Origin of the sequence: Cellulomonas telluris, from assembly GCF_004886325.1 — a bacterium.
In the GTDB taxonomy this organism is placed as follows: Bacteria; Actinomycetota; Actinomycetes; order Actinomycetales; family Cellulomonadaceae; genus Cellulomonas; species Cellulomonas telluris.
The window spans coordinates 672,913-693,854 of record NZ_QXFN01000001.1 but is presented as its reverse complement, the minus strand read 5'-3'; the positions used below and the strand labels follow the sequence as shown (position 1 = coordinate 693,854).

Below are 20,942 nucleotides of genomic sequence, written 5' to 3'. Positions count from 1 at the left end.
GGTGCCGGTGCGCGGGTGCAGCGGGTCAGCAGGGGTGTGCGGCATCCTTGGCGCACGTCCGTCTCCCCTCCGGAGGATCCCGTGCCGCCCGTCGACCGTCGCACGCCGGCAGCCAGCGCGCCGGAACGGGCCGGCGCGCCCGAGGCGGTCGTCGTCGTCAACGCGCGGTCGCGGCGCGGGGCGGTCCTGCACGACCGCATCGCCCCGGCGCTGGCGGCCCGCGGCGTGCGGGTGCTCGACGTGCACGTGGTGCGCGACCCCGGCGCCGAGCTGCCGGAGCTGCTCCCCCGCGTGCTGGCGACCGAGCCGCCGATGCTCGTCGTGGGCAGCGGCGACGGCACGCTCGCCACGGTCGTCGACCACCTCGCTGGGCGGTCCACGGTGCTGGGCTACCTGCCGCTGGGCACGACGAACAACACGGGCCGCAGCCTCGGGCTGCCGCTGCGGCTGGGCGCGGCGCTGGACGTCGTCGCCCACGGGCGGACCGTGGGCGTCGACCTGGGACGCGCCAACGACGACTGGTTCGCCAACCTCGTGAGCGTGGGGCTGTCGTCCGAGGTGGCGGGCCGCACGCCGCACCTGCTCAAGCGCCGGCTGGGGCGCGCCGCGTACGCCCTCACGGCCGCCCGCGCCCTCGCGACGCACCGGCCGTTCGAGGCCGAGGTGACCGCCGACGGGCGCACCCTGCACGTGCGCACGCACCAGCTCAACGTGGCGAACGGGCGGGTGCACGCGGGGACGGCCATCGCCGCGGACGCGGGCATCGACGACCGGCTCCTGGTCGCCTACACGCTCGGCGGCGCGCACCCGGCGTCGGTCGTCGCCGCCGCCGCGCACCAGGCCACGACCCCGTGGCGTCCCCTCGGCCACAAGGGGTACGTCACGGCGGCGCAGGTGCGCGTCGTGACCGACCGGCGGCTGCCCCTCGACGTGGACGGCGAGCTCGCCGGGTGGGTGGGGCCGGACGAGCCCCTCGTGGTCCGCGTCGACGCGGGTGCCCTGCGGGTGCGCGTGCCGCAGCGGTTCGTCCTGCGGGACCCGCTGGCGCACGAGCGCTGACGGGCCGCCCGGCAGGCCGACGCCGGGCGGCTCCGGGGCGAGGTCGTGGAGGTCCCGCCGTCCGCATGACGGGACGCCGGACGACGGGCGGCGGCCGGGATCGGCCAGGGCCGCCGCCCGTCGTCGTCCGCCGTCCGTCCGCCCGTCGCCCAGGACCCGCCCGACCGCGTGCGCCGCGCCCCTCCCCTGCGCGAGGATCGGGGCATGGACCCGCGCGCCGGAACCCCTGCCCAGCCGTCCGACCTGATCGACGTGGACGCCCTGCTCGCGGCGTACCACGACCGGGAGCCCGACCTCGACGACCCCGCGCAGCGCGTGGTCTTCGGCACGAGCGGCCACCGCGGCTCCGCGCTCGACGGGGCCTTCAACGAGGCGCACATCGTCGCCATCACCGCCGCGATCGTCGAGTACCGGCGCGGGCAGGGCACCGACGGCCCGCTGTTCATCGGTCGCGACACGCACGCGCTGTCGGAGCCGGCGTGGACGACGGCGCTCGAGGTGCTGGCCGCGGCCGGCGTCGAGGTGCACGTCGACGCCCGCGACTCCTGGACGCCGACGCCGGCGGTGTCGCTCGCGATCCTGCGGCACAACGGCGCCGGTACGTCCGAGGGCGTGCGCACCGCCGGCCCGGGCCTCGCCGACGGCATCGTCGTGACGCCGTCCCACAACCCGCCGCGCGACGGCGGCTTCAAGTACAACCCGCCGCACGGCGGGCCCGCCGGCTCGGAGGCCACGGGCTGGATCGCCGACCGCGCGAACGAGATCCTGCGCTCCGGCTGGCGCAACGTCCCGCGCGTGGGCGTCGAGCAGGCGCTCGCCGCCGACACCACGCGCAAGCACGACTACCTGTCCTCCTACGTCGACGACCTCGCGAACGTCGTGGACCTCGACGCGATCCGTGCGGCCGGCGTGCGCATCGGCGCGGACCCGCTCGGCGGCGCGTCGGTGGAGTACTGGGGCGCGATCGGCGAGCGGTACGGGCTCGACCTCACGGTCGTGAACCCCACGGTCGACCCGCGCTGGTCGTTCATGACGCTCGACTGGGACGGCAAGATCCGCATGGACTGCTCGTCGCCGTACGCGATGGCGTCCCTGCTCGAGCGCATGCGCCCCGGCGCCGGCGGTGCCGCGCCGTTCGACATCGCCACCGGCAACGACGCCGACTCCGACCGGCACGGCATCGTCACGCCCGACGCCGGGCTGATGAACCCGAACCACTACCTCGCGGTCGCCATCTCCTACCTGTACGGCGGTGCGCGGCCCGGCTGGCCCGACGGCACGGCCATCGGCAAGACGCTCGTGTCGTCCTCGCTCATCGACCGCGTCGCGGGGTCGCTGGGCCGCCGGCTGCTCGAGGTGCCCGTCGGCTTCAAGTGGTTCGTGCCGGGGCTCGTCGACGGGTCCGTCGGGTTCGGCGGCGAGGAGTCGGCCGGTGCGTCGTTCCTGCGCACCGACGGCACCGTGTGGACGACCGACAAGGACGGCATCCTGCCGGCGCTGCTCGCCTCGGAGATCCTCGCGACGACCGGGCGCAGCCCCTCCCAGCACCACGGCGAGCTCGTGGAGCGGTTCGGCGAGTCGTACTACGCCCGCGTCGACGCCCCCGCGACGCGCGAGGAGAAGGCGACGCTCGCGGCGCTGTCCGCCGAGCAGGTCACCGCGACCGAGCTCGCCGGCGAGCCGATCACGGCGCGCCTGACGCGCGCGCCGGGCAACGACGCGGCGATCGGCGGCCTGAAGGTGACGACGGAGAACGCGTGGTTCGCGGCGCGGCCGTCGGGCACGGAGGACGTCTACAAGATCTACGCCGAGTCGTTCGTCTCCCCCGAGCACCTGCAGCGGGTGCAGGAGGAGGCGCGGCAGGTCGTCGCGGACGCGCTGGGCGCCTGACGGGCGGCACCGCCGCACGCGCGAGGGCCCGGCCACAGACGTGGCCGGGCCCTCGGCGTGCACGGCGCTCGGGGGGCGCTCCGTGCACGGGACGCGGCCCCGACCCCGGAGACGTGGGGCGGGACCGCGGCCGCGGTCGTGCGGGTCAGGCCGCGGTGCGGCCCAGGCCCGTGAACTGCCAGCCGGCGTCGCGCCAGGCGTTCGCCTGGAGCTTGCCGCGGGCGTCGATGATCTTCGCCTGGTGCGCCAGCGGTGCGAGCTTCGCCGCGTCCGCCTGCAGGAACTCGTCCCACTCGGTCAGGACGAGGACGACGTCCGCACCCTCGACGGCCTCCTCGACGCCCGTCGCGTACGACAGGGTCGGGAACAGGCGGCGGGCGGTGTCGCCGGCCTCGGGGTCGTAGACCGTGACCTGCGCGCCGCGCAGGTGCAGGGCCGCCGCCACGTTGAGGGCCGGCGAGTCGCGCACGTCGTCGGTGAGCGGCTTGAAGGCCGCACCGAGGACGCCGATGCGCTTGTTGAGGACGGAGCCGCCGCAGGCCTCGAGCGCCAGGTCGATGACCCGCTCGCGCTGGCCCATGTTGATCTCGTCGACCTGCTGCAGCAGCGCGGTCGCCCGGTAGGCACCGAGCTCGTTCGCGCGGTGCATAAGGGCGCGGATGTCCTTGGGCAGGCAGCCGCCGCCGAAGCCGAGGCCGGCGTCGAGGAACTGGCGGCCGATGCGCACGTCGTGGCCGAGGGCGTCGGCCAGGACCGTCACGTCGGCACCCGCGGCCTCGCACACGCCCGCGATCGCGTTGATGAACGAGATCTTCGTCGCGAGGAACGCGTTCGCGCTGACCTTGACGAGCTCCGCCGTCGGCAGGTCGGTCACGACGACCGGCGCGCCCTCGGCGATCGGGGTCGCGTAGACGCGGCGCAGGATCGCCTCCGCCTTGGCGGAGACCCCGCCGAGGACGATGCGGTCCGGGTGCAGCGTGTCCTGCACGGCCTTGCCCTCGCGGAGGAACTCCGGGTTCCACACGAGCTCGACGTCGAGGCCCGCGGGGGCCTCGGCCGCGACGAGCTCCCGCAGGCGCGCGGCGGTGCCGACCGGGACGGTCGACTTGCCGACGATGACCGCGTCCTTGGTGAGGTGGCGGGCGATCGCCGTCGTGGCGGCCTCGACGAACCGCAGGTCCGCGGCGTGCGACGTGCGCTGCTGCGGCGTGCCGACGCACACGAAGTGCACGTCGCCCTGCGCCACCGCGGACGCGACGTCCGTGGTGAACCGCAGGCGGCCGGTCTGCAGGTTCTTCTCGAGCAGCTCGGGCAGCCCGGGCTCGAAGAACGGGACCTTGCCCGCCTGCAGGGCCTCGACCTTGCCCTGGTCGGTGTCGACGCCGGTGACGTCGAAGCCGAGCTCGGCCATGGCGACCGCGTGGGTGGCGCCGAGGTACCCGGTGCCGAGGACGGTGATGCGGGGGGCGTCGGCCGCGGCCGGCGCGGTGGTGCGCTTGCTGGTCATGTCGTGCTCCTGGAGGCGGGGCGGGGGCGCGGGGCGCCCCCGCCGGAGGGCGTCAGCGGCTGGGCGTCGGCGACGGCGTCGGGGTGGACGACTGCCGGGCCGGGCCCGTGGTCGGGGCGGGGGTCGACGTCGGTGCCGGCGCGTTCGCGGGCTGGGGCGTCGGCGTGGGGGTCGGCGGCCCGAGGACGGGCGCCGGCTCCGGTGCGGCCTCGGGGGCCGGTGCGGCGGGCTGCTCCGCGGCGAACGGCTCCGCGGGCGCGGCGAGCGGGCTCGCCGCGGCCAGCGGGGCCGCGCCCGGCAGGAAGCCGGCCGCGGGGTCGTGGATGCCCTCGACGAACGCGGCGAGCGAGTCGCTGCGCGAGGTGATCCGCCAGTCGTTCGTGATGCGCTCCCCGCCGCTGATGGTCGTCACCGAGTGGTGGAACCAGGCGAGGCCGATGACGTCGGAGTTCTCCGGACGGGCCAGCGCGTCGAACAGGTCCGTCGTCCAGCGGGGCTTGTCGCCACCGCTCTCGGACGCGCCGATCTCGGCGAGCACGACCGGCTTGCTGCTGATCGCACGCAGCTGGGTGAGGGTCTGGCCGAACGTGTAGTCGAACGTCGGCGTCTGCCCCTCGCGGTACGGCGGGCGGTAGTAGCCCGACATGCCGACCCAGTCCACGTACTCGTCACCGGGGTAGAGGCTGCGCGTGTAGTCCAGCGTGCGGTTCGTCGCCGGCAGGTTGTTGACGATGTTCGGCGACCAGACCCAGATGACGTAGGCGTTGGCGCCCTCGGACTCGAAGATGTCGTGGACGTGCTGCCACATCTTCACGAAGTCGCCGGGCCGGTTGCCGTTGATGGGCTTGGCGTTGCTGCCCTGCTCCGACCAGGGGTACCAGCTGCCGTTCATCTCGTGGTTGAGACGGATGGCCATCGGCAGGCCGGTGGCCGCGACGCCCCGGGCGTACTCGCGCAGGTAGTCGTCGAACGCGCCGTCGATGATCCGGGGCAGCGAGTACTCCGGGTCCTCGACCTGGTTGTTGTCCGCGGCCATCGGTCGCGACTCCCACGTGAGGAACGGCAGCATGCCCTTCTCCCACGAGCGGGTGACCGCGTCGGCACGGAACGGGGTGTCCCAGCCCTGGAAGTAGCCGGCCATGTTCGGCGCGAGGCCGACCTGGCTGGCCACCGAGTCGACCTCGGCCCAGTTGAACGGCGACTGCGGGGTGTACAGGCCGAAGTACCGGTGGTCCGGGACCATCAGGCTGGACAGCGCGGGCGCCGTCGGCTTGACCGGCTTGGCGGCCTCGGCACGGGCGGCCGCCGCGGCACGCGCCGCGGCCACCTGGGCCGCCGCGACGGACTCACGGATCGCCGCGCCCTGCGCGTCGCCACGGGCCTCGGCCAGCTGCCGCTCGAGCGCGGCCTTCTCCTTGCCGCGGGCCGCGGCGGCGGCGCGCTCGGCGGCGGCCTTCGCCTTGCCCCGCTGGGCGGCCGCGGCCTTCTCGCGCGCGGCCTTGCCCTGGCCGGCCGCCTTCGCGGTCGCGGCCTTCTGCTTGCCGCGCTCGGCGGCCGCGGCCTTCTCGGCCGCCGCCTTGGCCTTGCCGCGCTCGGCGGCGGCGGCGCGCTCGGACTTCGCCTTCTCCTGGCCGCGCTGGATCGCGGCGATCTCGTCGTCGCGGTCCGCCAGCACGGCGCGCAGGTCGGCGACCTCGCGCTCGAGCTCCTTCTCGGCCGCGGTCTTGGGCGTGCCCGGCAGGGCGCCCGAGGGCGACAGCCAGACGATCCCGGTGACGGCGCCCAGGGCGAGCGCGGTCACGAGGGCACCGAGCCGCGCGGCGAAGCCGAGCCGGCCGGTGAGGGTCCACCAGTGCTTGCCCGTGCGCTCAGACATAGAACACCGCCATGAGTGCGAACATCACGATCCCGATCGCGTAGGGGACGAGGGCCAGGGGGTTGAGGCGCCGCCGCGCCGGGGCGGCGGTGCGGGTGCGGGCGCGGGCCGGGGCCTGCACCGCGACGCGGCCGTCACCGGCCACCGGCGTGCCGCCGGGAGGGGTGCGGTCGACGAGGTCGACCGGGGCGTGGCCGGAGGTGCTCTCGCGCTCCAGCTGCGCCATCACGTCGTCGCTCACGGCGTCCTCCTGGCCGGCGGTGTACGCACCGGCGCGGGTGCCCCAGCCGGCCACGTGGGCCATGCGGAAGAAGCCGATGAGCCGGATCGGCATGAGGAAGAGCGTCGAGACGATGATGAAGACCGGCAGGCGGAAGAAGTCCGAGGGCTTCTCCTGCAGGTGGCGGATCTGGCGGATCGCCATCGACAGCACGGAGGAGACGACCATCAGGCCGACGACCCAGACCCAGCCGTTGACGCCGGTGGTCTCGAGGATCGCCTGGTAGAGGTTCGTCCCGGTGCCCGACAGGCCCCGGTAGATCCAGCCCGCGACCGTGCCGAACAGCAGGAACGGCAGGATGATGTCGGTCAGGAAGAAGATCGCCAGGACCGGTGCGTGCCCGAGCATCCAGGGCAGCATGCGCAGCGTGTTGTACTGCGACCCGCGCGACCAGCGCAGCTGCTGCTTGAAGAGCTTCTTCACCTGCAGCGGGGCGTCGGTGTAGACGAGGCTCGTGTACTGGTACACGGTGCGGTAGCCGGCCTTGAGCGTGAGGTTCGTCAGCGTGCGGTCGTCGGAGACCTCGAGGAAGACGCCGAGGAACTTCTCGTGCATGAACTTGTCCATGACCTGCATGAGGATGTGCCGGCGGAACGCGATGGTGCGGCCGGGCAGGCAGCCGATCTGGCCGAGCACGGACTGCGCGGGCATCGAGTAGAGCGCACGCGTGTTCTCGAGCCAGTCGGCCCAGCGGGTGATCCAGGAGCGCTCGGGCTCGAGGATGCGCTGCCGGGTGGTGACCCCGCCGACCTTCGGGTCGGCGAACGGCTTGACCAGCTCGGGCAGCGTGCCGTCGGTCCACACCGTGTCGGAGTCGACGAGGACCGTGATCTCGCCGTGCGACATCTCGGTGCCGATCTTGACGGCGTTGCGCTTGCCCGGGATGGGCGTGTGCACGTGCTGCACGACGGGGCCGAACTCGTCGCAGACCGACTCGAGGCCCGGGTTCGGCGCGCCGTTGATGACGACGATGATCTCGTCGGGCTCCTGCTCGACGATGCGGCGCAGCACGTCGCGGAACAGGTCGAGGGGCTCGTCGACGACGGGGATGACCACCGACGTCGTGGCCTGGTGGGGGGCGGTGACGGGGCGGTAGCGCCGCGAGAGCACCACCTTGAGGATCCAGAGGGCCCAGACGAGGGCGGAGAACACAGCGAAGAGGTAGACCTCGTTGTGCGCCTCGATCATGTGCCGCATCTGCAGGATGAAGATGAACAAGTGGATCTCCTGGAGAATCCGGAGGGATCGGCTTGATCGGCTGATCGGCGTCGTCGGCGCAGCCGGACACGCACGACCCCCCGGGGGCGGGAGACGTACGTCGGGACGGGTACGGCCGGGGCCGCTCGACCGGGGGTCGCGCGCCGGGCGCAGGGCTGCACGCCCCGTCCCCGGCCGTCGTGCCCGGGCGCCGCTGGATGCGGCCGCCACCGGTCGGTGGTATGAGGATGGACCGCCCGAAAGGGTGAAGGCAAATACGTATCAGTAAATTGCCGGTAAACGTTCCTTTCGGACATTCGTCCACGATCCCCCGGGGCAAACCGGGTCAACCCGCAGGTCAGGGACGCTGCAGGTCAGTCGTCCAGGACGTCACAGAGGTCATCCTCGGCGTGACAGACGTCTCACGATCGGGGGACACCGACGAGCCCCCACGCGCGGGTGCCGAGCGATCAGTGACCGGTCAGCAGGTCCTGGTACTCGGGGTGCTCCTCGACCCAGGACCGGACGAACGGGCACTCGGCCACGACGCCACGCCCCTGCGCGCGCAGCCGGTCGAGCGCCCCCCGCACGAGCGTCGAGCCGACGCCGCGCCCCTCGACCTCGGGGTCGACCTCGGTGTGCGTCAGGACGACGTCGTCCCCCTGCACCCGGTACACCGCGACGCCCAGCAGGTCGCCGTCCGGGGTGCGCGCCTCGAAGCGCTGGTCCTCCGGCACATCCGTCACGACGACGTCGCTCATCCCCCGATCCTGCGGCACGACGGCGCCGCCCGCAGGTCGGGACGCGCCGGGCCGCCCCGCGCCCTCCCGCCGCCGGCGCCCGCTGTCCCCGCCGGGTGCGAGAGTGAGGGCATGCTCCAGCCCTACCGGGACGTCCTCGCGCGCCCCGGCGCACTCGCGTTCTCGTCCACCGGCGTCCTCGCCCGGATGCCCATGTCCATGGTCGGCATCGGCATCGTCCTCATGGTCGAGGCGATCTACGACTCCTACGGCCTGGCCGGCCGGGTGTCGGCCGTGTTCGTCGTCGCGCAGGCCGTCGGCTCGCCGCAGATCGCGCGCCTCGTCGACCGGTACGGGCAGGCGCGGGTCATGCGCCCGGCCCTGCTCACGTCCGCCGCGGGGATCGCGCTCCTCGTCCTGGCCGCGACGCTGCACGCGCACCCGGCCTGGCTCTACGCCGCCGCAGTGCTCGCCGGCGCGACCATCGGGTCGTTCGGCGCGCTCGTGCGGGCGCGCTGGAACCACGCGCTCGGCGACGACCCCCGCGGCGTCCACACCGCCTTCTCGCTCGAGTCCGCGCTCGACGAGCTCGTGTTCGTCGTCGGGCCGGTCCTCGCGACGGTGCTCGCGACGTCGGTGGCACCGTCCGCCGGACTCGTGGTGCCCGTCGTCGCCATGCTGGTCGGCGGCCTCGCGTTCCTCGCCCAGCGCCGCACCGAGCCGCCCGCCGCGGGCACGCGGACCACCGGCGACGGGTCCCACGGGACGGTGCTGCGCTCGCCCGGCATGGTCGTGCTCGTGCTCGTCTTCGTCGGGATGGGCGCGATCTTCGGCGCGACCGACGTCGCGACCGTCGCGTTCGCCGAGGAGGCCGGCCGGCCCGCGCTCGCCGGCGCGGTGCTCGCGGTGTTCGCGCTGGGCTCGCTCGTCTCCGGCCTGCTGTACGGCGCGCGGCACTGGACGTCGCCGCTGCACCTGCGGTTCGCCCTCGGCGTCATCGCCCTCGCCGTGGGGGTCTGCGCGTTCTTCCTCGCCCAGTCGCTCGCCGTGCTGGCGGTCGTCATGTTCGTCGTCGGCTTCGCCATCGCGCCGTCGATCATCAACGGCAACGCGCTCGTGCAGGGTCTCGTGCCGCCCGGCCGGCTCACCGAGGGCCTCACGTGGGTCAGCACGGCCCTCGGGGTGGGCGTCTCCGTCGGGTCGTCCGTCGCCGGCTCGCGCATCGACGCCGGCGGCGCGCACGCCGGGTTCCTCGTCGTGGTCGTGGCGGGCGCGGGCGCGCTCGTCGCGACCCTCGTCGCGCTGCCCGTGCTGCGCCCGCGTCCGGACGCGGGCACGCCCGCCGCGGCGCCCGGCGACGCGGCACCGGGCGCCGGGGGCGAGGTCCGGCAGGGTGAGGTCCGGCAGGTCGAGGACCTCAGCCCCTCCGCCACGGGCGGCGCGAGCGTGGCGGCGTGCGAGACGGCGTCGGAGGTCGCGCCGCGCCGGGAGACGCCCGGCGCCTGAGCCCGGCGCCTGAGCCCGGCGGACCGCCCGCGCCCGCCAGTCGGCCCGTCAGTCGGCGAGGCCGCCCTCGGGGTAGCCCTGGACGAGGGTCATGTGCCCGCCGAGGTACCCGCTGACGGCGACCACGCCGCCCGCCGCCAGCACGACCGCCTTGCCGAGCTTGCGCTTGCCCTTCTTGCGCAGCAGGTACGCACCCGCGTACATGCCCAGGCCCACGCCGTTGAGCGCCGCGTGGACCAGGCCGACGCGCTGCACGCGCCGGTTGCCGCTGAACCAGTCGGCGGCACCCGTCAGCGCGGTCGGCAGCGCCGCGAGGACGCCGAGGCCGAGCAGGCGGTCCGCGGCCTTCTCCGAGCTCCGCCCGCCGACGAGGTCGAGCGTCGTCGCGCTGATCCACAGGCCCAGCGGCAGGTCCGTCATGAGCGGGTGCAGCGCGTGGCCGATCGGCTCGCCGTTGAGCAGCCCGCGCAGGGCGTCGTTGCCCAGGACCGGCGCGTAGAACGCGCGGGCGGCGGAGACGGCCGGGTCCAGGCCCTTCGCCTCCTCCAGCTGCAGGGTCCAGCCGAGGGCGGTGTTGTCGGTGTCGATCGAGCGCGTGTGGGACACGGGGGCCTCCGGACGGTCGCTGCGGGACGCGGGCGCGCTCTCGGCGCCCCGTCCAGCATGGCCGGGGTGACGCGACCTCGCACCGCGACGGCCCGCCTCGCGCCCCTGCCCCCGCCCCCGTCGAGTGCGGCCGGCGGCGAGCGCGCCGGACGTCCGTCGAGCGCACCGGACACGTGTGGCGCGCTCGTCCGGTGTGTGGCGCGCTCGCCGAGCCGAGGCGGTCAGGCGTGCTGGACCGGCTCGTGCGCGGCGTGGCCGACCGGCTCGAGCTGGAACGTCGAGTGCGCCGTGTCGACGTGCTCGCCGAGGCACGCGATCAGCGCGTCGAGCACCTGCCCGCTGCGGTTGCCGGCCAGGCAGGCGTCGTCGACGACCACGTGCGCGGACAGCACGGGCACCCCGCTCGTGATGGTCCAGGCGTGCAGGTCGTGGACGTCGACGACGCCGGGCACCCGCCGGATGCGGGCCCGCACCGCGTCGAGGTCGAGGTCCCGCGGCGTGGACTCCAGCAGCACGTCGACGACGTCGCGCAGGAGCGACCACGCCCGGGGGACGACGAGCAGCCCGATGACGAGCGACGCCACGACGTCGGCGCGCGCCCAACCCGTCGTCGCGATGACGACGCCCGCGACGAGCACCGCGACCGAGCCGGCCAGGTCCGCGAGCACCTCGAGGTACGCGCCGCGCACGTTGAGGCTCTCGCGCCGGCCCGGCCGCAGCAGGAGCAGGCCGACGACGTTGGCGGCCGCGCCCAGCGCCGCGACGGCGAGCATCGTCCCCGACGCGACCTCCGGCGGGTCCGACCAGCGCCGCACCGCCTCGACGACGACCCACACGCCCACCGCGGCGAGCAGCAGCCCGTTGGCGAGGGCCGCCAGCACCTCGGCGCGCTGCAGCCCGAACGTGCGGCTGGTCGTGGCCGGCCGTGCGGCGAGGGCCGCCGCGGCGAGCGCGATCGCGACGCCGCTCGCGTCGGTCACCATGTGCCCGGCGTCGGCGAGCAGCGCGAGCGAGCCCGACGCCAGACCGCCGACGACCTGCACGGCCGCGACCACCAGGGTGAGCGCGAGGACGACGGCGAGCCGCCCCCGGTGACGGCCCGTGGCGGTCGCGCGGCCGTGGTGGTGCCCGGCGCTCACCGGGCCTCCTCGACGTCCGCCTCGACGTCCGCCTCGTCGTCGGGCTCGCCGTCGGGCCCGTCGTCCACCCCGTCGTCAGCCCCGTCGTCCGCCGGGTGCACCGGGCAGAGCTCCACCGCGTCGCCCGTGCGGGCCAGCAGCGCCTGGGCGACGGCGAGGAGCGCGCGCACGGCGTCGGGGTGCGGCACCGACAGGACGCTCGCCCGGCCCTGCGCGCGGGCGGTGACGAGGCCGCAGTCGCGCAGGCACGCGACGTGCTGCGACACGGTGGACTGAGCGAGGCCCATGTGCCGGGTCAGGTCGACCACGCGGTGCTCGCCGAGCAGCAGGTGGCGCAGGATCGCCAGGCGGGAGGGGTCGCCGAGGCACCGGAACAGCGCGGACGCCACCGCGACGCCACGGTCGTCGTCGGCCGCCGCGGGATCGGTGCGTTCCGCCGTCATCGCCACCCGCCGATGATGGCCCGCCTGCGGCACGCGCGGCAACCGTCACGGCGCGCCACCGACGCCGACGGGCGCGGCACCCGCAGGTGCCGCGCCCGTCGTCCGACCCGTCAGGGCCCGTCGCCGGCCGTCAGGAGGCCGCGCAGCTGATCGACGGCCACGTCCAGTTGCCGCCGTGCTGCACCGTGAAGCCGAAGCTCACGGTCTGGCCCGCGGCGAGCGCACCGCCGCCGCTCGGGCGCATCGTCATGACGTTGCCGGACGAGTCCCACGTCGGGGAGCCGTTCCAGGTCGCGATGACGCGCTGCGGGTAGCGGACGGTCACCGTGGACGTCCAGCTGTTGATGTCCGTGTTGGCGCGGATGGTCACCGTGCCGTTGAACCGGTCGTTCCACTTCTGGCCCTCGGAGTACGTGGCCGTGCAGCTCGCCCCGGGGTTCGGCGCAGGCGTCGTCGGGTTCGGCGCGGGCGTCGTGGGGTTCGGTGCCGGCGTCGTCGGGTTCGGTCCCGGCGTCGTCGGGTTCGGGACCGGCGTGCCGCCCTGGTTCAGCTGGTTGAGGACGCTCGTGTACGCGGCCTTCTTGTTGCCGGAGCCGTCGAACAGCAGCGGCGTGCCCGAGGCGCGCCACGAGTCCGTGTCCCGCACGCCCCACACCGTGATGCCGGTGCAGCGGGGCACGGAGAGGCACGCCTGCACGACGCCCTGGTACTGCTGCGCCTGCGAGCTGCCCGACCCCTCGATGTCGAGCTCGGTGATCTGCACGTCGACCCCGAGGGCGGCGAAGTTGCGCAGCGTGACGTCGTAGTTGGACGGCACCGGGTTGCCCGAGTTGAAGTGCGCCTGGAAGCCGACGCAGTCGATCGGGACGCCCCGCGCCTTGAAGTCCTGGACCATCCGGTACACGGCCTGCGTCTTGGCGTGCTGCCAGTTGTCGGTGTTGTAGTCGTTGTAGCAGAGCTTCGCGTTCGGGTCGGCGGCGCGGGCGGCCCGGAAGGCGGCCTCGATCCAGTCGTTGCCGGTGCGCTGCAGGTTCGAGTCGCGGCGGGCGCCGGACGAGCCGTCGGCGAACGCCTCGTTGACGACGTCCCAGGAGTGGATCTTGCCGCGGTAGTACGACGCCACCTGCGTGACGTGGTCGAGCATCGCGGTGCGCAGCGCGCTGCCGGACATGTTCTGCATCCAGCCGGGCTGCTGCGAGTGCCACGCGAGCGCGTGGCCACGGACCTGCTTGCCGTTCTGGCGGGCCCAGTTGACGATGCGGTCGCCGCTGGACCAGTTGAACTGGCCGCGGCTGGGCTGCATCGCGTCCATCTTCATCTCGTTCTCGGCCGTGATCATGTTGAACTCGCGGTTCGCGATGGTCGTGTACGTCGCGTCGTTGAGCCGGCTCGCGGCGATCGCGGTGCCGAAGTAGCGGCCGCTCTCGGCCGCGGCCGCCTGCAGCGTGCTGCCGGCGGCGGACGCCGGGACGGCGAGCGCGACGGCCAGGGTGGCGGCGGCCACGCCGCCGACGACGGCGGCGAGGCCGCGTCGCGTCCTCGGACGTGGGGTCGTCATCGATCCCTCCTCGGGGGTGGTGGAAGTCCGGCGAGAAACCGGCACGCCACCCTCCGTTGCCACGGGAAACCCGGTCAAGGAGGACGGATCGGCGGACGGGTTTCGGCTGGCTTTCGAACCGTTTCATCACTCCTGCGGGTGATCTCTATCGATGTAGACGCGCGTTTCGCGCTAGCGTCCCGCTCCGGGGAGGGACTACGCCGCGCCGCCGGCACCGACCGTAATCGAAAGTGTCGGAACGTCCGTTGCCACCGCGGGCGCTCCTCGGCAGGCCCGGGACGACGGGTCGGCGGGCCGGGGACGACGGGTCGGCGGACCCCGGGACGACGGGTCGGCGCACCCGGGTACAGCCCGCGCCGGCGGTGACGGCAGCGACAGGGAGTCCCGTCAGCGGTCGCGCCGCGGCGTGCTCTCCCGCTCGACGACCCGCAGGTCCGCCAGGTGCAGCACCGGCGGCGCGGGCTCGTCCGGCGGCGACAGGCGCTCCTGCACCCGTCGCACCAGCAGCTCGACCGCGACGTCGGCGATCTCCCGGCGACCGGGGTCGACGGTGGTGAGCGTCGGCACGGAGTAGCGCGCGTCCTCGACGTCGTCGAAGCCGACGACCGCGACGTCGCCGGGGATCCGCAGCCCGCGCACCTGCAGCTCGAACATCGCCCCGACCGCGAGCGCGTCGTTGAACGCGACGACGCCGTCCACCTCCACGCCGGTGTCGAGCACGTGCGCCATCGCGCGCGCGCCGTTCGCCCGGTGCCAGCCGTCGTCGGCCCAGCCGAGCAGCCGGTCGTCGACCTCCAGCCCCCGCGCGGCGAGCGCCTCGCGGTAGCCCTGGTACCGCAGCGACGCGGACCCGGCGGTCCGGGAGTGCAGCATGCCGACGGCCGCGATGCGCCGCCGGCCCAGGTCGAGCAGCAGGTCCGTCGCCGCGCGCGCCCCCTCCACGTTGCGCATGGTCACGTGGTCGACACGGGACGAGAAGACCTGCTCGCCCAGGAGCACGAGCGGGTAGCCGGCCTCCTCGAGCAGCGGCGCGTCGTCCTGCTCCAGCGCGGCCGGGCTGAACACCAGCCCGTCGACGAGCCCGCGCCGCGGCTCGCGCAGCGCGGCCAGCTCGCCCTCGCGCGTGAAGCCGGTGGGCTCGATGAGGACCTGCACGCCGTGCCTGCGCGCGGCGGCCAGCACCTCGTCCGCGAGCTCGCCGAAGTACGGCTGCCCCAGCTCCGGCACCGCGAGCCCGATCATCCCGGTGCGGCCCGACCGCAGGCTGCGCGCCGTCACGTTGACCTCGTACCCGAGCTCGTCGATCGCCTCGAGCACGCGCGCACGCGTCGTCTCGCGGATGTACGGGTAGCCGTTGAGGACGTTCGAGACGGTCTTGACCGACACGCCGGCGAGGCGCGCGACGTCGACCATCGTCGCCACAGCCCATCCCCTTCGCCTCGTCACGGCGGCGTCCCGAGGGCCCCCGATGCCGCGACCGGCGGACCACGCGCCGGGACCGCCCGCAATCTACACCGGCGCCGTCGCCGGCCCGCCGCTGCCTCAGCGGAGCACGAGCACGTCCTCGCGCGACGACGTCGTCGAGGACACCATCAGCACGAGCCGTCCCCGGGCCGTCGCCGTCCACGTCACCATGTCCGCCACGCCGGCGGACGGACCCGTCGGGGAGGGCACCGCCTCCCCCGCCCGCAGGCGCACCTCGTCGCCGTCGCGCTGCAGCGCGGCCGACCAGGCGTGCGCGCCGTCGTAGGTCCACGCGTCCAGGCCGGTGTTCGTCCCGAGCAGCAGCACACGGCCGTCGGTCAGCAGCTGCCCGGCACCGACGCGGCGCGGCAGCGGCGCGCTCCACCGCTCGTCCCCGTCCTGGCCGTCCAGGCGCCGCAGGTGCGTCCCGTCGAGCACGACGACCGTGCCGTCGACCACCAGGGCGCCGCCGGCCGGCCGCCCCTGCGCCGACCACAGCGCCTCGCCGTCCGGTCCGCGCAGCGTCACGCGGCCCTCCACCCCGAGCCCGTCGCCCCGGTCCGTCGTGAGGAGGACGTCGCCGAGGCTGCCGTCGTCGAGCGCCGGCTGCACGAGCTCCTCGCCGTCCAGGTCGTGCGACGTCCCGTCGGGGAGGTGCAGGACGCCCCGGGGCGCGCCGGACGGGGTCGCGTCCTCCAGCAGCAGACGCCCCCCGGGCAGCAGCCGTGCCATCCCGGCCCCCGCGTCGGCCACGGTGCCGACCGCCGCGCCGTCCTGCGCCGCGAGCACCCAGGCGCCACCCTCCGCCTGCACGAGGACGCGCTCCTCGTCGACGAGCACGCCGAAGAACTCGCCGGCACCGAGGACGGGGTCGCCGCCCGGCACGTCGAGGACGGTCCGCCACCGGGACGTCCCGTCGCCCGCGAGCGACTCGACGACGACGGTCCCGCCCTCGGCCGTCGCCGTGACCCAGCCGTGGGGCGCGCGTGCCACGGACCGCCCCGGCGGCAGCTCGACCCGGTGCAGGACGCGTCCGTCCACCGGGTCGACCTCGAGGAGGGACGTCCGGCTCTGCGCGGTCATGCTCCCGTCGGCGGCGGGGGCGGACGGCGGCAGCCACTCCGCCGTGCAGGCGACGGGCCCCCGTCCGGCGGGCACGGCCGGGGCCGGCTGCCAGGGCAGGCGCCCGTACGCGGTGCACCACACCCAGCGCGACTCGGGGGCCGGCAGGTCGGGTGGCGGCGCGATCGGCGTCCGCCAGCGCTCCCTGCCGTCCTCGGCACCGACACCGACGACGTCGACGCCGTCGGGATCCCACACGCCCGCCACCACGACGTCCCCGGCCGCGACGCCGGCGAGCAGCGCATGGACGGCGACGGGCAACGCCGTCGCGTCCTCGTAGGACCGGGACACGCTCACGTCGACCGGCAGCGCCGGGTCGAGCGGGCGCAGCACGCCCGGCACCCCCTGCAGCGCCTCGACGCGGGCGGCGTCCTGCTGCCGCGCGCGCACCTCCAGCCCGGCGGCCACCGCGACGGCGAGGACGAGCCCGACCGCCAGCGCGCCGACCGCGCGCGGGTGGCGGCGCAGCCAGGGCCGCGCCGGCCCGCCCTCGTCCGGGCCGTCCGGTCGCTCCGGCTCGTCCTCGACGAGCTCGACGTCGCGCAGCGCCATGCGCGGACGCTACCCCCGCCGCCGGTGGCTCCGGGCTCGGTTAGCGTGCCCGGATGAGGCGCGGGACACGCGACGTGGAGCTCGTCGAGGAGCCGCCCGGCGCGGACGCCGGTGGCGACCCCGGCACGGCGCGCCCCCGCGCCGGCCGGGCCCGGCGGTGGTGGGCCGTCGCGGGGGCCGTCGCCGTCGGTCTCGGCGGGCTCGGCATCGCGCAGGCCGTCGTCGACGCCCGCGAGCGCGACCGCCTCGAGCGTGCGCTGGACGTCGCCGGGGCGGTCGCGCCCCTGCCGGATGCGCTCGCCGCCCGCTGGTCGCCCGACCCGCACCTCGCGCCGGTGCCGGGGTGGCGGGACCCGCGGACGGTCGTCGCGGTGCGCACCGCGGCGGACGGGGCGCAGGACGCGGTCGCGGTCGACACGCCGAGCGGCGACGTGCGCTGGTCCGTGCCCCTGCTGCCGGCCCCGGGCGAGCGCGGGGGCGCGACGGAGCCCGCGGGCACCCGCTGCCTCGCGACGGGCGAGCACCGTGTCGTCTGCCTGGCCGTCGACGCGTACCTGGTGGTCGAGGGGACGAGCAGCTTCACCACGACGCCGACGACGGCGCGGCTGCTCGTGCTCGACGCCACCACGGGCGAGGTCCTGGCCGAGCACGCCGCCCGGCACGGGGACGCGCTCGCGCACGCGGCCACCCGCGTGGCGGACCTCGTCGTGCTGCTGGGGACGGACCCGGCCGGCGGGTCGCACGTGTGGGCCGTCGACGCCGAGGACGCGCGGGAGCGGTGGGCCACGCCGTTGCCCCCTGCCGAGGTCGACGTCCTGTCCGGGGGTGCGGGCGCCGTCGGCCCGGCAGACGTGCGCACGCTCGCGGACGGGACGGCGGCGGTCGTGCGGGAGGACGGCTCGGTGGTGCTGCTCGACCCCGAGGACGGCCGGCGGCTGCGTGCGCCGCTGCCCGGCACGGCGCAGGCGCACGTCGTCCCCCTCCCGGACGGGCGGGTCGAGGTGGTCGTCCCCGGCCGTGAGCACGGCACGGTGCTGCGGGCCGGCGGCGACGTGCGGGTCACGGGGAGCCTGGTCGCCGTGCGCGTCGACGACGGATCGGTGCCCGGGCTGCTGCTCGCGCGGGACGGCGGGCACGTGCGCGCCGTCGACGCGCGGACCGGCGAGGTCCGCTGGGAGGTGGCGGTGCCGCTCGTCGACGCCGCATCCCTGCTGGACGGGCGGGTGCACCTGACGACGCCGGTCCTGCTCGCGACCGTCGACGCCCGGACGGGCGCCCTGCTCTGGGAACGCCCGCGCGAGGGTGCGTCCTTCTTCGGGGTGGTCACCGACGGCACGCTGCTGTACGAGCCGCGCCGGGTCGCCGGCGCGGCTCGGCGTCGCGAGCTCGTCGGGCTGGACCCCGCGGACGGCGCGGTGCGGCGGACCGTCGCGCTGCCCTCCGACGTCACGTCGGTGCAGCCGTGGGCCGGCGCGGTGGTGGCGCTCGGGGCGGACGGGCCGCTGGTGCTCGGCTGACCGGGCCCGGTCCGCGCGTCGGCCGGGCGGCGCCTCACGACGACCGCCCGCATCACGGTGCGGGGGCGCGGGCGTCGTAGTCCCAGAACGTGCGCTGGGCGCGCACGAGCACCCACAGCAGCACGACGCACGCGACGCCGCCGGCGACGGCCGCCCACCCCTCGCCGACCCGCGTGGAGGCCGCGCCCAGCGCGAGCTCGCCGAGGCGCGGTCCGCCCGCCACGACGACCACGAACACGCCCTGCAGGCGCCCGCGCATGTCGTCCGGGGTCGCGGTCTGCAGGATCGTCTGGCGGAACACCGACGAGACGGTGTCGGAGGCGCCCGCGAGGGCGAGGGCGGCCAGCGCCAGCGCGAGCGCGACGGGCAGCGCGTGGTCCGGCGACGTGCGTCCGGCGGCGACGAGCACGGTGCCGAACCCGACGACCGACAGCCCCCACGCGGTGATCGCGACCGCGATGATCCGCCCCTGCCACCGCACGCGCGCCAGCCCGCCGGAGAACAGCCCGGCGACGATGCCGCCGACGGCGATCGCGGCCGTGAGCGCGCCCGTGGTCGCCTCGCCGCCGCCCAGGTAGAGGACACCCACGGCGGGGAAGAGCGCGCGCGGCATGGCGGTGACCATGGCGACGATGTCGACGAGGAACGTCATGCGCACGTTCGGCTGCGTGCCGAGGTAGCGCAGGCCGTCGACGACCGAGCCGAGGCCGAGGCGCTCCCGGCGGGTCGCGGACGGCTCGGGCGGGACGGGCGGCAGGCGCAGCAGCGCGGTGAGCGCGAAGGTGAACAGCACGGCGTCGACGGCGTACGCCCAGGCGTAGCCGACGGAGGCGACGAGGACCGCGCCCGCGAGCGGGCCGACCGTCAGGGCCGTGTTCCAGCCGATGGTCTGCAGGGCGTTCGCGGCGGGCATGAGCCGCGGCTCGAGCAGGCGCGGGATGATCGCCGAGCGCGCCGGGGAGTTCACCGCGCCGGCGGCCGACTGCACCGCGACCAGCGCGTACAGCAGCCCGACGTGCTCGTTGCCGAGCACCGCCTGCGCCACGAGCACCAGCACCGCGACCCAGCTGACCACCGACGCGACGAGCGCGACGGTCCGCCGGTCGTAGTGGTCGACGAGCGCGCCGCCGTACAGCCCGAACACGACGAGGGGCACGAGCGCGCACAGCCCGAGCACGCCGACGGCCAGCGTCGAGGCCGTCAGCGCGTACACCTGCAGGCCCACCGCGACCACCGTCAGCTGTGCGCCGAGGTTCGCGACCGACAGGCCGAGCCACAGCCGCCGGAACGCCGGGCTGACCCGGACCGGGGTCAGGTCGACGAGCAGGTGGCGCACCGGGCGATGCTACGGCGGCACCGCGGCCCGACCCGGCCGCGGCGGCGTGACGTGCGCCCTACAGCCAGCCGTTGCGCCGGAACACGCGGTGCAGCACGACGCACGCGGTGACGATGACCACCAGCACGGCCGGGTACCCGTAGACCCAGTGCAGCTCGGGCATGTGGTCGAAGTTCATGCCGTACACGCCGGCGATCGCGGTGGGGACGAGCGCGATCGCCGCCCACGCGGAGATCTTGCGCATGTCGCCGTTCTGCCGCAGCGCGACCTCGCTCTGCCCGACCGTGACGCGCGCGGTGTTGGCCTGCAGCACGTCGCCGAGCTGGCGCTCGACCGCCTCGACGGCGTCGGCGGCACGCAGCAGGTGGTCCTGGACGTCGCGGAAGTACGGCGCAGCGGCCTCGGGGACGTGCGGCACGTCCGCCTCCATGAGGCGCTGCAGGGGGCGGCCGAGCGGCAGGACGGCGCGGCGCAGCTCGGCCGCCTCCTGCTTGAGCTTGTAGATCCGCTCGGCGTGGTTGCCCTGCCCGGGGCCGAACACGCGCGCCTCGATGTCGTCGACGTCGCTGTTGATCTCCTCGAGCGCCTGCTCGTACCCGTCGACGACGAGGTCCGCCGCCCGGTACAGGACGCCCGCCGGGCCGAAGCCCGCCGCGGGGCCCTCGCCGCGGTCCATCTCGGCGCGCACCCGCCCGAGCACCTCGCCGTGGCCGTGCCGGACGGTGACGACGAACCGCGGGCCGAGGAACATCGCGATCTCGCCGACCTCGACGACCTCGTCGTGGTCGACGTACCGGGCCGGCTTGAGCACGACGAACACGACGTCGTCGTAGACCTCGAGCTTGGGGCGCTGGTGGGCCTTCACGGCGTCCTCGACCGCGAGCGCGGGCAGCCCGAACGCGGCGGCGACGTCGACGACGTCGTCCGCGGTGGGGTGGCGCAGCCCGAGCCACACGAACCCGTCCTCCCCGCGCGGGGCCTGCGCCTCCCGCGCCGCCTGCGCGACCGAGAGCGGACCGGCCTGCCGCCGCCCGCCGACGTAGAGGGCGGAGTCGACGACGACGCGCTCCGCGCCCGACGGCCCCGCCGTGCCGGGTGCGCCCGTGCCGTCCACGACCCCGCTGCTGCCCACGTCCACGTCCGCTCCTCC

At 75.4% G+C, this 20,942-nt stretch carries 16 protein-coding genes; 4 read left to right on the top strand and 12 right to left on the bottom strand.

Going from position 1 to position 20,942, the window contains the following annotated elements; all coding sequences use genetic code 11:
• Nucleotides 1-81 precede the first annotated feature (81 nt).
• Together FB586_RS03325 and pgm are read left to right on the top strand one after the other, a co-directional pair.
• Nucleotides 82-1,059 (top strand): diacylglycerol/lipid kinase family protein, encoded by a 978-nt coding sequence (locus tag FB586_RS03325; RefSeq protein ID WP_136517873.1) that lies wholly within the window; start codon nucleotides 82-84, stop codon nucleotides 1,057-1,059.
• Between the two features lie 204 nt (nucleotides 1,060-1,263).
• Nucleotides 1,264-2,949, top strand: a complete 1,686-nt coding sequence (gene pgm, locus FB586_RS03320; protein WP_136517872.1) for a phosphoglucomutase (alpha-D-glucose-1,6-bisphosphate-dependent) — start codon at nucleotides 1,264-1,266, stop codon at nucleotides 2,947-2,949.
• Between the two features lie 145 nt (nucleotides 2,950-3,094).
• Here pgm and FB586_RS03315 read toward each other — a convergent pair whose 3' ends face one another.
• From FB586_RS03315 to FB586_RS03295, 4 genes are all read right to left on the bottom strand, one after another.
• Nucleotides 3,095-4,456: a UDP-glucose dehydrogenase family protein gene (locus FB586_RS03315; protein ID WP_136517871.1), complete on the bottom strand. Its 1,362-nt coding sequence runs from the start codon at nucleotides 4,454-4,456 to the stop codon at nucleotides 3,095-3,097.
• 52 nt (nucleotides 4,457-4,508) lie between these two features.
• Entirely contained in the window at nucleotides 4,509-6,332 is a 1,824-nt protein-coding gene (locus FB586_RS03305; protein WP_246036388.1) for a glycoside hydrolase family 26 protein, read from the bottom strand.
• Nucleotides 6,325-7,830: a glycosyltransferase family 2 protein gene (locus tag FB586_RS03300; protein ID WP_136517870.1), complete on the bottom strand. Its 1,506-nt coding sequence runs from the start codon at nucleotides 7,828-7,830 to the stop codon at nucleotides 6,325-6,327. The genes FB586_RS03305 and FB586_RS03300 overlap by 8 nt, the downstream gene beginning before the upstream one ends.
• Before the next feature lie 449 nt (nucleotides 7,831-8,279).
• Nucleotides 8,280-8,570, bottom strand: coding sequence for a GNAT family N-acetyltransferase (locus FB586_RS03295; protein WP_136517869.1), 291 nt, complete (start codon nucleotides 8,568-8,570; stop codon nucleotides 8,280-8,282).
• Between the two features lie 111 nt (nucleotides 8,571-8,681).
• Here FB586_RS03295 and FB586_RS03290 point away from each other — a divergent pair, with 111 nt between their 5' ends.
• The gene (locus tag FB586_RS03290) at nucleotides 8,682-10,055 is read left to right on the top strand and encodes an MFS transporter (protein ID WP_136517868.1); all 1,374 of its coding nucleotides are present in this window, start codon (nucleotides 8,682-8,684) and stop codon (nucleotides 10,053-10,055) included.
• Nucleotides 10,056-10,103: 48 nt separating this feature from the next.
• Here FB586_RS03290 and FB586_RS03285 read toward each other — a convergent pair whose 3' ends face one another.
• The 6 genes from FB586_RS03285 to FB586_RS03260 all read right to left on the bottom strand — a co-directional run bounded on the left by FB586_RS03285 (nucleotide 10,104) and on the right by FB586_RS03260 (nucleotide 16,939).
• Nucleotides 10,104-10,661, bottom strand: a complete 558-nt coding sequence (locus FB586_RS03285) for a DUF2231 domain-containing protein (protein ID WP_136517867.1) — start codon at nucleotides 10,659-10,661, stop codon at nucleotides 10,104-10,106.
• Between the two features lie 221 nt (nucleotides 10,662-10,882).
• Complete coding sequence (locus tag FB586_RS03280; protein WP_136517866.1) at nucleotides 10,883-11,800, bottom strand: cation diffusion facilitator family transporter; 918 nt, start codon at nucleotides 11,798-11,800, stop codon at nucleotides 10,883-10,885.
• A complete protein-coding gene (locus tag FB586_RS03275; RefSeq protein WP_136518279.1) occupies nucleotides 11,797-12,243 on the bottom strand; it encodes an ArsR/SmtB family transcription factor in 447 nt (148 codons plus the stop codon). Before FB586_RS03275 ends, FB586_RS03280 begins: the two co-directional genes overlap by 4 nt.
• A 130-nt stretch (nucleotides 12,244-12,373) precedes the next feature.
• Nucleotides 12,374-13,801, bottom strand: coding sequence for a glycoside hydrolase family 10 protein (locus FB586_RS03270; protein ID WP_136517865.1), 1,428 nt, complete (start codon nucleotides 13,799-13,801; stop codon nucleotides 12,374-12,376).
• Between the two features lie 387 nt (nucleotides 13,802-14,188).
• Nucleotides 14,189-15,214, bottom strand: coding sequence for a LacI family DNA-binding transcriptional regulator (locus FB586_RS03265; RefSeq protein WP_136518278.1), 1,026 nt, complete (start codon nucleotides 15,212-15,214; stop codon nucleotides 14,189-14,191).
• Nucleotides 15,215-15,343: 129 nt separating this feature from the next.
• Nucleotides 15,344-16,939, bottom strand: a complete 1,596-nt coding sequence (locus tag FB586_RS03260; protein ID WP_136517864.1) for an outer membrane protein assembly factor BamB family protein — start codon at nucleotides 16,937-16,939, stop codon at nucleotides 15,344-15,346.
• Between the two features lie 53 nt (nucleotides 16,940-16,992).
• Between FB586_RS03260 and FB586_RS03255 the strand changes: the two genes are divergently transcribed.
• Nucleotides 16,993-18,456 carry an outer membrane protein assembly factor BamB family protein gene (locus tag FB586_RS03255; protein WP_136517863.1) on the top strand — a complete coding sequence of 488 codons (1,464 nt, stop codon included), beginning with the start codon at nucleotides 16,993-16,995 and terminating at the stop codon, nucleotides 18,454-18,456.
• A 52-nt stretch (nucleotides 18,457-18,508) separates the two neighbouring features.
• Here the strand turns inward: FB586_RS03255 and FB586_RS03250 are convergent, their stop codons facing one another.
• Together FB586_RS03250 and FB586_RS03245 are read right to left on the bottom strand one after the other, a co-directional pair.
• Nucleotides 18,509-19,792: an MFS transporter gene (locus FB586_RS03250; RefSeq protein WP_136517862.1), complete on the bottom strand. Its 1,284-nt coding sequence runs from the start codon at nucleotides 19,790-19,792 to the stop codon at nucleotides 18,509-18,511.
• Between the two features lie 58 nt (nucleotides 19,793-19,850).
• Nucleotides 19,851-20,930: a magnesium and cobalt transport protein CorA gene (locus tag FB586_RS03245; protein WP_246036386.1), complete on the bottom strand. Its 1,080-nt coding sequence runs from the start codon at nucleotides 20,928-20,930 to the stop codon at nucleotides 19,851-19,853.
• Nucleotides 20,931-20,942: the final 12 nt, after the last annotated feature.